Annotated in this window: 14 protein-coding genes and 1 tRNA gene; 5 read left to right on the top strand and 10 right to left on the bottom strand. The window is 39.1% G+C overall.

What is annotated here, in order from left to right:
* Positions 1-174: 174 nt before the first annotated feature.
* Both FTT88_RS04495 and map read right to left on the bottom strand, forming a co-directional pair.
* Complete coding sequence (locus FTT88_RS04495; protein ID WP_111883988.1) at positions 175-1,401, bottom strand: pyridoxal phosphate-dependent aminotransferase; 1,227 nt, start codon at positions 1,399-1,401, stop codon at positions 175-177.
* Positions 1,402-1,669: 268 nt separating this feature from the next.
* Entirely contained in the window at positions 1,670-2,497 is an 828-nt protein-coding gene (gene map, locus FTT88_RS04490) for a type I methionyl aminopeptidase (RefSeq protein WP_180173687.1), read from the bottom strand.
* A gap of 207 nt (positions 2,498-2,704) precedes the next feature.
* Here map and rpsB point away from each other — a divergent pair, with 207 nt between their 5' ends.
* The 3 genes from rpsB to FTT88_RS04475 all read left to right on the top strand — a co-directional run bounded on the left by rpsB (position 2,705) and on the right by FTT88_RS04475 (position 5,152).
* On the top strand, positions 2,705-3,451 hold the full coding sequence (rpsB, locus tag FTT88_RS04485; protein ID WP_078190314.1) for a 30S ribosomal protein S2: 747 nt from the start codon (positions 2,705-2,707) through the stop codon (positions 3,449-3,451).
* 141 nt (positions 3,452-3,592) lie between these two features.
* On the top strand, positions 3,593-4,468 hold the full coding sequence (gene tsf, locus FTT88_RS04480) for a translation elongation factor Ts (protein WP_078190313.1): 876 nt from the start codon (positions 3,593-3,595) through the stop codon (positions 4,466-4,468).
* A 174-nt stretch (positions 4,469-4,642) separates the two neighbouring features.
* The gene (locus tag FTT88_RS04475; RefSeq protein WP_180118163.1) at positions 4,643-5,152 is read left to right on the top strand and encodes a DUF3465 domain-containing protein; all 510 of its coding nucleotides are present in this window, start codon (positions 4,643-4,645) and stop codon (positions 5,150-5,152) included.
* 253 nt (positions 5,153-5,405) lie between these two features.
* Here FTT88_RS04475 and FTT88_RS04470 read toward each other — a convergent pair whose 3' ends face one another.
* From FTT88_RS04470 to FTT88_RS04440, 7 genes are all read right to left on the bottom strand, one after another.
* Positions 5,406-5,861, bottom strand: a complete 456-nt coding sequence (locus tag FTT88_RS04470) for a DUF962 domain-containing protein (protein ID WP_180173686.1) — start codon at positions 5,859-5,861, stop codon at positions 5,406-5,408.
* Between the two features lie 153 nt (positions 5,862-6,014).
* Complete coding sequence (locus FTT88_RS04465; RefSeq protein ID WP_180173685.1) at positions 6,015-6,629, bottom strand: septal ring lytic transglycosylase RlpA family protein; 615 nt, start codon at positions 6,627-6,629, stop codon at positions 6,015-6,017.
* Positions 6,630-6,915: 286 nt separating this feature from the next.
* Complete coding sequence (mltB, locus tag FTT88_RS04460; protein ID WP_180173684.1) at positions 6,916-7,917, bottom strand: lytic murein transglycosylase B; 1,002 nt, start codon at positions 7,915-7,917, stop codon at positions 6,916-6,918.
* Between the two features lie 784 nt (positions 7,918-8,701).
* Entirely contained in the window at positions 8,702-9,352 is a 651-nt protein-coding gene (locus FTT88_RS04455) for a hypothetical protein (RefSeq protein ID WP_078190308.1), read from the bottom strand.
* A gap of 17 nt (positions 9,353-9,369) precedes the next feature.
* Positions 9,370-10,188, bottom strand: coding sequence for an NADPH-dependent 7-cyano-7-deazaguanine reductase QueF (queF, locus tag FTT88_RS04450; protein ID WP_180173683.1), 819 nt, complete (start codon positions 10,186-10,188; stop codon positions 9,370-9,372).
* Complete coding sequence (locus FTT88_RS04445) at positions 10,188-10,961, bottom strand: ABC transporter permease (RefSeq protein ID WP_180076837.1); 774 nt, start codon at positions 10,959-10,961, stop codon at positions 10,188-10,190. The genes queF and FTT88_RS04445 overlap by 1 nt, the downstream gene beginning before the upstream one ends.
* Complete coding sequence (locus FTT88_RS04440) at positions 10,958-11,893, bottom strand: ABC transporter ATP-binding protein (RefSeq protein WP_180173682.1); 936 nt, start codon at positions 11,891-11,893, stop codon at positions 10,958-10,960. Before FTT88_RS04440 ends, FTT88_RS04445 begins: the two co-directional genes overlap by 4 nt.
* 188 nt (positions 11,894-12,081) lie before the next feature.
* Between FTT88_RS04440 and FTT88_RS04435 the strand changes: the two genes are divergently transcribed.
* Together FTT88_RS04435 and FTT88_RS17310 are read left to right on the top strand one after the other, a co-directional pair.
* Positions 12,082-12,157, top strand: a tRNA-Arg gene (locus FTT88_RS04435).
* Positions 12,158-12,319: 162 nt separating this feature from the next.
* Positions 12,320-12,514, top strand: coding sequence for an Arm DNA-binding domain-containing protein (locus tag FTT88_RS17310; RefSeq protein ID WP_373886700.1), 195 nt, complete (start codon positions 12,320-12,322; stop codon positions 12,512-12,514).
* Here FTT88_RS17310 and FTT88_RS04430 read toward each other — a convergent pair.
* A partial coding sequence (locus FTT88_RS04430) for a transposase (RefSeq protein ID WP_180173681.1) occupies positions 12,480-12,778 on the bottom strand: 299 nt, incomplete at its 5' end. The two genes, FTT88_RS17310 and FTT88_RS04430, sit on opposite strands and share 35 nt — an antisense overlap.

Genomic DNA, 12,778 nt, shown 5'->3' with positions numbered 1-12,778 from the left:
TTTTGGTATCGGCTAAAATCGGTGAGGAGTGTGTTCAGGAGGCATGGCATTTAACTGGCATACGCCGTCGTCTTATTATCCTTAAATGGAAACATAGCAAATATTATAAAATGGCTCAGATATAAAAAAACCCGCGAATATCGCGGGTTTTTTTGATTCGATCTTTAGATCAAATTATTTTTCAGCAGCAATTGAAGCAATCGCAGCATCTACGCCTTCGATTGAATCAGCAGCTTTCTTAATACGTGCAAGCGCATCTACAAGTACTTCGTCTGCAGTTGCATAAGAAATACGCATGTAGCCACCAAGACCGAACGCATCGCCAGGAACTACGGCAACACCAGTTTCTTCCAATAACCATGCAGAGAATTCTGTGCAAGATTTTAAACCTTTTGCACGAATCAATGGACGGATGTTTGCGTATGCATAGAATGCACCATCAGCAGGAAGGCAAGTGATACCGTTGATGTCGTTCAAGCCTTTCACAACTAGGTCGTGACGGCGTTTGAATGCTTCAATCATTGGCTCAAGAACGTCTTGAGGACCATTCAATGCAGCTTCAGCAGCAACTTGTGAAATAGAAGTTGGATTTGAAGTTGATTGAGATTGGATTTTTTTCATCGCACCAATAAGTTTAGCAGGGCCCGCTGCGTAGCCAATACGCCAGCCAGTCATTGCATAAGCTTTAGATACACCGTTAAGAACGATTACGCGATCGTAAAGGTCTGGTGCAACTGTTGCGATGTTGTAGAATTCGTCGTCCCAACGGATTGGTTCGTACATATCATCAGAAGCAACTAAAACTTCAGGGTATTTACGTAGAACGTCAGCTAAAGCAAGTAATTCTTCTTTAGTGTAGATCATACCTGTTGGGTTAGAAGGGCTGTTTAGAACCACTAAACGAGTTTTGTCAGTGATTGCAGCTTCTAATTGAGCAGGCGTAATTTTGAAACGTTGGTCTTCACCACATTTCACGATTACAGGAGTACCTTCAGCAATGATCACCATGTCTGGGTAGCTTACCCAGTAAGGAGCAGGGATAATTACTTCATCACCTTTGTTTAACAAAGCAAGTGCCAAGTTAAAGAAAGATTGTTTACCACCACAAGAAACCAAAATTTGGTTTGCAGCGTAATCAAGGTTATTGTCGCGTTTTAATTTAGCAATAATTGCTTTTTTAAGACCTGGAGTACCGTCAACAGCTGTATATTTAGTGAAGCCATTGTTGATAGCAGCAATTGCAGCATCTTTGATGTGTTGTGGGGTATCGAAATCCGGTTCACCTGCGCCTAAACCAATTACGTTTTTACCAGCAGCTTTCAATTCAGCAGCTTTGTTAGTAACAGCAAGTGTAGGGGACGGTTTGATGCTATTTACACGATCAGACAGACGTACGTCCACGGCAGTATTCCTTCTTATAGGGATTAAAAAATAAAAAGCACACTATCTTAGCTTAAATGCACAGTAATGGGGAGTGGAAAAATCAACAATGTGCAAAAAAGTGTGATATTCCATCCTAACCCTATAATTGAGAAAATTTACATTGAGTTACTTAAGTTTTTAATCAAATTTTATGGAAAAATCTTAAAGTCACGGATAAAAAAAGGCATAAAAAAGGCCACAATATGTGTGACCTTTTTAATTAAATTTTATACTTCAAATACTTTGCTTATTGAACAAAACGCGATAAATCTTCTTCAGGGCGAGCAGTTAGTACTTCTACACCATTTTTTGTTACAAGTAGCGTGTGTTCGTACTGTGCAGACAAGCTATGATCTTTAGTCACGACAGTCCATTTATCGCCAAGAAGTTTGGTTTTCCAGTCGCCACCATTCACCATTGGTTCAATCGTGAATGTCATGCCTTCTTCTAAGATCATGCCTGTATTGGGTTGACCGTAGTGCAAAACTTGTGGTTCGTCATGGAAAACGGTACCAATACCATGACCACAATATTCACGTACAACACCAAAACGTTCTGATTCAACATATTGTTGAATAGCATGGCCGATATCACCCATGGTTGCGCCTGGTTTTACCACCGCCATACCACGGTACATGGCTTCTTGGGCAACTTTGCATAAACGGTTCGCTAAAATAGTGGTTTCACCACCCACGATGTACATCATGTTGGTATCACCATGGTAACCATCTTTGATCACAGTGACATCGATGTTTAAAATGTCACCTTTTTTTAACTTTTTGTTTTCAGATGGAATACCGTGACACACCACATGGTTCACTGAAGTACAGATCACGTGCTGAAATGCTGGACGACCCGGCGCAGCGCCATAACCTAAACAAGCAGGAATAGCTTCTTGTTTGTTGACAATATAGTCATGACAAATCGTATCAAGTTCTAGGGTAGTCACACCTGGAACAATATGCGGTTTGATCATATCCAAAACTTCTGCCGCCAGTCGACCCGCGACGCGCATTTTTTCAATTTCGTCAGGCGTTTTAATTAATCGACGTGGAGCTTCGTAAGTACTGTTCATGATCTCTAAAAACTTTTGGAAATTTGTATGTGACTATGGTATAAATAGCCGCCCATTTTATCAAATGCTTTTTCGTGAATATCTTTCACGAGCTTTGTGCGATGGGGCAATAAAATCCGCACATATATCGACACATTTCTCTGGGTGCCTTTTTAGGTGGAGAATGCGGGTATATGGAGGCCTAACCCAAACTTTAAGGTAAAGAAAATGGCAGATTACAACGTAAGCATGCGCGACCTTCTTCAAGCAGGCGCACACTTCGGTCACCAAACACGTTTTTGGAATCCAAAAATGCGCGAATACATCTTCGGCGCGCGCAACAAAATTCACATCATCAACCTTGAGCACACTGTTCCTGCGTTAAATGATGCTTTGAACTTTGCTAACAACTTGGCTAGCAAAAAGAACAAAGTTTTGTTCGTTGGTACAAAACGTGCAGCTTCTGCAATCATCCGTGAACAAGCTCAACGTGCAGGTCAACCATATGTTGATCACCGCTGGTTGGGTGGTATGTTGACTAACTGGAAAACTCTTCGCCAGTCAATCAACCGTCTAAAAGACCTTCAAACTCAATCTACTGACGGTACTTTCGCTAAACTTACTAAACGTGAAGCTTTAGAACGTACTCGTGAGATGGAAAAACTTGAACGCGCTCTTGGCGGCGTTAAAAACATGGGTGGTTTACCTGACGCATTATTCGTAATCGATGTTGATCACGAAGCAATTGCAATTAAAGAAGCTAAAAACCTTGGTATTCCTGTTATCGGTATCGTTGATACAAACTCTAACCCAGACAACGTAGACTACGTTATCCCTGGTAACGACGATGCGATCCGTGCAGTTACTCTTTACGCTTCTGCTATGGCTGATGCGATTCTTGCTGGTAAAGAATATGCTCAATCACAAGCAAATGCACAAGCTAAAGGCGAAGAAGCTCCTGCTTCTGAGGCTTAATGCGTTTGACGTAAGCTTGTCATTTTTGCGACACGTGATGGTGGCAAAGTAAGCGTCATGTATGCAGACGGCCCAAGAGACAGCTCTGGGCCGTTTCTGTTCTAAAAAGAATTCATTTTCTACCGTATTTAGGAGATTAACATGACTGCAGTTACAGCAAGCATGGTTAAAGAATTGCGCGATCGTACTGGTCTTGCAATGATGGAATGTAAAAAAGCATTAACAGAAGCGGGCGGTGACATCGAATTAGCGATCGACAACCTTCGTAAATCTGGTCAAGCTAAAGCTGCTAAAAAAGCGGGTAACATTGCTGCTGACGGCGCGATCACTATCGCTCAAGAAGGCAACAAAGCAATCCTTGTAGAAGTTAACTGTCAAACTGACTTCGTTGCTAAAGACGAAAACTTTGCTGGTTTCTCTGCTAAAGTTGCTGCTGCTGCGCTTGCTGCTGGTGTAACTGACGTTGCTCAAATTGCTGAATTGAAACTTGAAGATGGTGCTACTGTAGAAGAAGCTCGTATCGCGCTTGTTCAAAAAATCGGTGAAAACATCCAAGTGCGTCGTGCTCAAATCGTTGAAGGCGACAACCTTGCAGTTTACAAACACGGTTTAAAAATCGGTGTTGTAGTTGCATACGCTGGTGATGCTGAAACTGGTAAAGGTTTGGCTATGCACATCGCTGCATTCAACCCAGTTGCTGTAAACGAAGCTGGCGTTTCTGCTGAACTTATCGCTAAAGAAAAAGAAATTGCTGAAGCGAAAGCAATTGAATCTGGTAAACCAGCAAACATCGTTGAAAAAATGGTAACTGGTTCAGTTCAGAAATACTTGAACGAAGTTGTTCTTGAGAACCAAATGTACGTTATCGACAACGATAAGAAAGTTGCAGAAGTTCTTAAAGCAACTGGTACTACTGTTGCTAACTTCGTACGTTTCGAAGTTGGTGAAGGTATTGAGAAAAAAGCTGAACTTTCTTTCGCTGAAGAAGTCGCTGCTGCTCAAGCTGCTGCAAAATAATCTCTGATTATTTGTAGAAAAAAGCCCTCGTTTTAGAGGGCTTTTTTTATGGCTGTAGCTTTACTGATTTCAAAGCTATTTAAACTTTATATTGTGTACATTGTTGTTCACAGATTCTATTTTTATCCATATTAATGACTATAATGAGTTGAAAATTTAGATTTAAACTATCTTATGGCAAACAAAACAAATTTAACCATCGGCGGAATTATTGTTGCGCTTACAGCCGCTTATTTCGGAATCGATTTACAACAACAAAAAACTGCACCAGTTCAGACGACAGCGGAACAAAACGCACAGCCACAAATAGAATCAGTACAACCTGCAGATGCTCAACAAAAAGGGCAGAGTGCTGAAGATGTTATTGCGCATGCATTTAAAAATAAACTCAGTAATGTTCAGGTTGAGGGTACAGGTCAAGTGAAAGCGGTACTTCGAGATGATAATGAAGGTAGTCGCCATCAAAAGTTCATTTTGACCTTAAATAATGGTCAAACCCTTTTAGTTGCACATAATATCGATCTAGCCCCACGAATTGATAACTTGCAAAAAGGCGATACAGTTCAATTTTACGGTGAATATGAATATTCAGATCAGGGGGGTGTGATGCACTGGACACATCACGATCCGAATGGACGTCATCAGGATGGTTGGTTAAAGCATCAAGGTAAAACCTATCAATAAAAATCACGTAGTCATTTTTAACTTTAGTCATTTAAATGATCATGATTCAGATGAAGCTATCAACATAAAATTGGATTAACCATATTGAGTAAAAGCCAGTGTTTAAACACTGACTTTTTGGTCGTATAAATAGAAAAAATGATTGGAAATACCAGAGATAAATACACCTATAAATAATAGGGTTTTAAGCATCGAATATGAAGAAAACCGATCTGGAATAACTGAAAAAGAGATCCATGAAATTAATCGTGCTCTAAATGCTCTTTATTTGTGATTTATGGCGTATTTTCCAATTACCAAGTACTTTACCTGAAAATGTATCTAAACACCAAATAGGGCCAATGAGGAGGAATTGGAGATCTTTGAAAAAAGAGGGCTTTTTACCTTCAATTTTATGGCCATAAAATTGACCAATCCATGCGAATATAAAGAGCGCGATATAAAAGCCATATCCAACTGGTAACACCCAAATTAGCCATGCCATGATTAATGTTAACGCGGCCATTGCAACAGCAAGGACAATGTCTAAACGTGCGTAAAAGATAAATGCTAAAGCAAGTAAGACAGCAGTAAGTAGCGCGCTAAAATGCGCCAATATGCCAACGATTGAAAAATAAATCATGGGTACGCAAATCCAGTGAATCATTTTATTGGTTTTATTTTGATGACTTTCGCTGTATTCATCAAACCATTCGTTGATTGTTTTCATGATAGTCCTTAATCATGGGGAAGGACTCCAATATAAACAAGAATGGAGGAAGGGTCAAAATCAGGATTACTGATGATTTGAAAGGCTAAGAGGCTACAAATAAAAAAACCACGCTAGGCGTGGTCTGTTAAATGCAGTCACTTCATTGGAGAATTAAGAATTTGGACCGTCTACGCGCTCAATACTCACGTTTGCAGTACCGGCACTGGTAATACCCAATTGCTTAGCAGCACCATAAGATAAATCAAGAACACGGTTACCATGGAATGGACCACGGTCATTTACTTTCACCACGACGCTTTTACCATTATTGCGATTCGTAACACGAATAAAGCAATTAAGTGGCAGGCTACGATGTGCTGCTGTAAGTGCGTTCATGTCAAACGTTTCACCGCTTGCTGTTTTACGACCGTGGAATTGACGACCGTACCAAGAAGCAGTACCTGTTTGAGTGAACTTACGAACAGTATTCGATGCAACAGTGTTTAACTTTTCAATCACTGAAGGCTCATCTTCAGGAATTTCGATTTTAGCAGCGATGGTTTGACGACGAATTTTATCGCCAGAACGCTCAGTGATTGAAAGGCTACTTAAATTCGTAAAGTTTGAATTGAAGCTTTGAGCTTCTTTATTCAATACACGAGCTGCAAGACGAGAGTTGTCATTATCATGATTGAATGATGATGACTGAACCATCTCAGCTTGTGACTGACTTAGCGCAATTGCCGTGGCAACCGCTAAGGCATATTTAATAATTGATGACTGCATTGTTTATCTCCCAATGGCATATTTACTGGTTCAACTAAGTCGCTGATATCCATGTAAACACGTCTGATATTTCACTTTTGCAACTATATTTAACGAGATGGATAATATTCATGCCATCAATAGGCTGTCTAGTGTTTAATTAAAATACTTTGAAAATGTCTAAAAAATTAACAATAGTTGGTTAAAAAGTAATCAATAATGTAACAGGGTGTGTAAAATGCTGAATAAATGCTCATTTTAATGAAAATATTTGTTGACTTTTTTGCTCTATAGGAAAAAACCAGTCTTATCGACTGGTAACTTCAGTGCCTAAAAGCCATAGCGCAGTCGCATACATACGGCTTTTGTTATAGGTTGTAATGACCTGAAAATTTGGATAAGTGATGTAATAAATTGGTCCATAACTATCTTGCAATTGGATGACATTGACCAAATCGAGATCATCGATTTTTACTAATGGATTCATAGGGGTTACGCCTTGAGCCTTGAGTACACCATATGGTGTTGGCTGGTTTAAATCCTTTGCAATAATAGCATCTGGGTTGTTTCCACTGTACCGAGCAGCAAAAGCAATTGGTTGATTACGCTGCCAACCATAATTTGCTAGATAATTTGCAATTGAACCAATGGCATCGACAGCCGAATTACGCAGGTCAACATGACCATTGCCATCGTAGTCCACACCAAATTTTGGAATGTTACTTGGCATAAATTGAGGATAACCCACAGCACCTGCATATGAACCGACGACAGAGTTGGTTGGAACACCGTCTTTATATGACCAAGCAATCAGTGCAACGAGTTCATCTTGGAAATATTGCGCACGACGTTCATAGCCAAAACCAAGGGTCGCCAAAGCATCACGGGTAATAAAATTACCTTTATTGCTGCCGTAGCCTGTTTCAACACCCAAAATGCCTAAAATCACGGATTGAGGCACACCAAATTGTTGTTCTGCACGATTTAAAGTGTCGGCATATTGATTTTTGAAGCGAACGCCGCGTTGAATTGTACTTTCAGCTAAAAAGTTGGTTTTGTATTGGTACCAAGGCTTTGATTCACCAGGTCTATTCATAATGCTAATAATGTTGGGTAGGTTTTTACTGCCTTGCATTGCCCAATCAATTTGATTTTCACTCAGACCATAGGTTTGCATTGCATTTTGTTTAAAGCTTGCATATGCCGGATGAGATTGGAAGTCGTTAGCCTGACAAAAACTGGTCAGTGAAATTGAACCGGCCATAATGGCAATATGTGATAGTTTTTTATAAAAATTTCGATTTAGCATAAATAAAAAATTTCCAGTTGCTTTAGCGATGAGTATGAACAAAATTTCGAGGGGAAAAGATCCTGAAAATTGTGATGACCTTCTGGTTTCATAGCTCATTAAAAGTAAACGTTACCAATAGCAACTAAGATACCACTGACAGCGCATGCTTTCATAAATAGATATACAAAAAAAGACAAAGCAAAGGGTTTTTTCGCAGTTAACATATTGAAAAGTGACATATTCATTTACATAACTTGCAAATATTCACAAATCATTTGAAATAAAGATGACTCTAAAACTCATGCGTCATAAAAACGCAGAACGAGTAAACTTTATCGCGTTGCGAAATACTGTTTAGAAGCTACAAATTTTGCAAAGTAAAATCCAAAAACGAAGAGGCTGGATTAGAAAAGTACCGGTCTAAAACACCCATATGCAAGCAGTGGTTTATTCATTACATAGTTTTTTTCGCTAACGCTTCAATGCTGTTGAAAACGTTGCTATATAAAGTAGAAATATAGACTACATGATAAAAAAGAAAGAGATTGAATATTAAAATGGACGCATTGAAATTTAAGCCAAAATGACAGCTAACATTAAAATATGATCTGTAATCAGGTTCTTTCTTTTCTGTGTGTATTTTTAAAAATAGTACATTAAATGCACTGTCTTTTAATAAAAATCTGTTCAATTTTAGAACTGTGTTTGCATGACTATATATAGTCATTGTATCGGGATTCGATTTTATGCGTTTAGCCATAAAAAAACCTAGCGGAAGCTAGGTTTTGACGAGTAATGCGATTTATTTGTTAAACATCGCATCATGTGCTTCTGCAAGGGCACCTAGCTCTTCTTTGGTTAGATTTGGGAAAATCTTATCAATCGCGATATGTATTGCTTTAATCACGGCAGAAGATCCGATATCGGCTGCTTTACGTTTAATCATGCCTAAATCGAGTGTTTTATTGAAGTCATTCATAAAATGACGTACTGCAGCTTCAGCAAACTGTTTATACAGTTCACCAAAAGCAGCTTTATTGACATCTACACCTGATTTAATTTCGGCATAACTGTTCTTAAGGTTAGTGACCAGTCCTGCATCTAAACTTAGACCTACACGATGAGCGCCGACTGTGTCCTGAAATAAACTTCGTTCTGAAAATTCAATGGATTGTTTCACCACATCATTCGGAGATTTACCCAATAGCTGCTTTAACAATACAGCGACTGTTGATTTGACATAGCCAGCCAGTTTTTCTGCTGTGTCGCGCTTGTCGCTTGCAGGAAACAGATGAACAGGAGCTAATATAGTTGCACCAATGATTTCTTCATTAATCAGCAAAGCTGTTTTATCACGTAAAGGATAAAGTGGTTCACTCGAATTTTTTTTCGCGTGACCAGTTTGGATACTGCTTAGAAGTTCCTCAGAAGGAATAAAACCAAAAAATGGCATCACTAACCTCAATTTTTTTATTGTCGCGCCAATCGAATGGGGCGAGGCATCCATGTTAAATCCGATACACGACAAGGGTTGATATCCAATCCACCACGGCGTGTATAGGCAGCATATACCATCAGCTGACTTGGTTTTAAATGTTGCCAAATATCGGCAAACATTTGCTCCACACATTGTTCGTGGAAACCATTATGCTGACGGTAAGAAATAATATAAGCCAGAATACTACGATAACAAGGCTTAGTACCTTTATACCTTATAAATACCGTTCCCCAATCAGGTTGACCCGTGACTGGGCAGTTACTTCTTAATAAATGTGAATAAAGTTGAATTTCAACTTCTTCTTGCGCTGCAGCTTCATCTAAAGAGAGTAAAGCTGCATTTGGATGATTTTCTAACTGGGTGGGTTCTAAGTCATCAATACAGATGCCTTGTGGTTTTGAAATTTCAACATCATCGACATGAAATAGATCAATAGTCACAGCGGCATTGGCTGCAGCAGATAAGTCTTTTTCAACGGTTGCTTTAAACGCTGCCTGAGAATCAAATTTGGTAAAGTTCATACTATTAAAGTAGAGCTTTAAAGATTTGGATTCGATGAGGTTGTCTGAACTTGCAGGCAAAGTTAAACGGCCAATAGCGACTTGAGGCACACCAGAAGCATTTAACCAAGAAATTTCAAAAACATGCCACCAATCTTTACCTTGGCGGATGCCTTCCACATGGGCATATTGTTCACGTGCAGTGGCACGTGCAATCGGAAACAGAATATCGGGTTGATATTCTGTTGGGTAATTGGTGTCTTTGCCTAAAAGGGATTGTTCTACACTCATTATTCACGCATTCCTGAACCACGAGAAAGTAAATGATACGCCACGCCATAAAGTACAACGCAACATGCAGTAATAACTGTCAGTGAAATGCCGACATTCACATCGCTATGACCTAAAATACCGTAGCGGAATGCATTGACCATATACACAACAGGGTTGATTAAAGAGAGATTTTGCCAAAATGGACTCAGTGATGAGATGGCATAGAAAACACCGCCTAAATAAGTCAGCGGAGTCAGGACGAAAGTCGGGATAATCGAAATGTCGTCAAAAGATTTTGCATAAACAGCATTAATAAATCCGCCAAGAGAAAACAGCAGCGAAGTAATGAGAACTGTATATATAGTTACGAAGATATTGGTCAGGTGTAATTCAGTAAAAAATAGGCTCATCACAGTGACAATAAAGCCGACTAAAACACCACGGCAAACACCACCGATCACATAACCCCAAAGCACCAAGTGTAACGGCACTGGACTCATGATTAATTCTTCGATGCTTTTTTGAAATTTTGCACTAAAGAAACTTGATGACACATTGGCATAGCTGTTGGTGATGACCGCCATCATAATTAAGCCAGGAACGATAAACTGCATGTAGCTAAAACCGCCCATTTGCCCAATGCGTGAACCGACTAAATTACCGAAAATCACAAAGTACAAACTCATGGTGATCGCCGGTGGAAGAAGGGTTTGCGGCCAAATACGCATGAAACGGCGAATTTCTTTATACACTAAGGTATAGAGGGCAATACACAGTTGGTTAAAATTCATTGTGTTGCACCTTCAAGATTTTTTTCGACCATACGGACAAACAGTTCTTCTAGTCGGTTAGATTTATTACGCATACTACGAACCTGAATACCTTGAGATTCCATGAGTTGGAATAGATCATTTAAGGTATGGGCTTTATCCATAGTGACCTCTAAAGTGACGGGGTCAACTAAGTTGAAACGAACACCAATAATTTCAATATGGATCGGTTCAATGGGTTTGGCTAAATCGAAAATAAAGGTTTCTTCATTCAGCTGACTAAGGAAACCTTTCATGCTGGTGTCTTCTTTAATCACACCACGGTCAATAATTGCGATTCGACGGCACAACATTTCTGCTTCTTCTAAATAGTGTGTCGTTAAAATAATAGACGTACCTTTTTCGTTCATTTCTGTGAGGAAATCCCACATCGAACGGCGTAGCTCAATATCAACACCAGCAGTCGGCTCATCTAAAATCAGTAGTTTAGGTTCATGCATCATGGCACGAGCGATCATTAAACGGCGTTTCATACCGCCCGATAACATACGTGCTTGGGTACTGCGTTTTTCCCAAAGACCAAGCTTTTCTAAATATTCCTCGGCACGCTTTTCAGCAATCTTTTTGGGAATACCGTAATAGCCAGCGTGTGTCACTAAAATATCAAATGTTTTTTCAAATTGACCAAAGTTAAATTCTTGAGGGACAACGCCTAAACACTGCTTTGCATGCGAGGGATGGGTATCTAAATTATGGCCAAAGATTTCAACAGAACCTGAAGTTTTACGGGTAAGTGAACTGATAATACTAATCGTGGTAGATTTTCCTGCACCATTGGGACCTAAAAGTGCATAAAATTCACCTTCGGGTACTGTTAAATCAATACCTTTAAGCGCCTGAAACCCATTTTTATAGGTTTTTGACAGCTGCTTTAACGTTAGTGCATCAGTCATAAATAATTCACTCTATAAATAGTGTGAGTATTGTGCGATATCGGGGCAAATAAACCAAGTAAATCGTATGGAATTCTGCATTTTAAAAATAGAACGTTGTATAAAGCTTAAGCAGAAAAATACCTAATATCTATATAGTTGCTTTACCTTACAGTTTTTTTTGTTATGATGTGCGCAATCCAAAATAAGCGCTCATAGCTCAACTGGATAGAGTACAGGTCTCCGAAGCCTGTGGCGTGGGTTCGAGTCCCGCTGAGCGCACCATTTCCTTGTTTGATCATATCCGAATTAATCCTAATATTATTAAAAATTAATAACTTATATCTACTTATTGTCCGATAATATCCGAGGGCGTTTTAGGATACCGTAATCTTTTACGGTATTTTTTACGGTACATTCCATTTCTGACAAAAATATACCGTAAAAATGCCTAAATTAGTTATCAGTCTGACTGACTCAAAAATTAAGTCTGCAATATCAATGCAAAAGAAATTATTTGAAAAGAATATTAAGCTTTCAGATGGTGGTGGCCTTTATTTATTGTTAGATAGAAAAGGTGGGGCATATTGGCGTTTTGATTATATAGCTAAATACCAAATAAATCATTACAGTAATCTTTAAATAATTTATCAATATCTTTAACTCTAAACTTAGTTCGAATCGCCTTGACTCGTGACCACATATTTTCTATTGGATTTAAATCTGGACTATATTTAGGAAGCCACACAATGTAATGGCCTGCACAACGTATCAACTCTTGAAGTCTTTTCCCTTTGTGAAAGGTCGCATTGTCCATAATCAAAACACTGCTTTCTTTCAACTTAGGTAATAAATCCTGTTCAATCCAACATTCAAATACTTCTGTATTCACAGAACAATTAAACA

Origin of the sequence: Acinetobacter sp. YH01024 (assembly GCF_013420195.1) — a bacterium.
GTDB lineage: Bacteria > Pseudomonadota > Gammaproteobacteria > Pseudomonadales > Moraxellaceae > Acinetobacter > Acinetobacter amyesii.
Note: the sequence above shows the minus strand (reverse complement) of the source record. Positions and strands in the feature narration are given on the sequence as shown.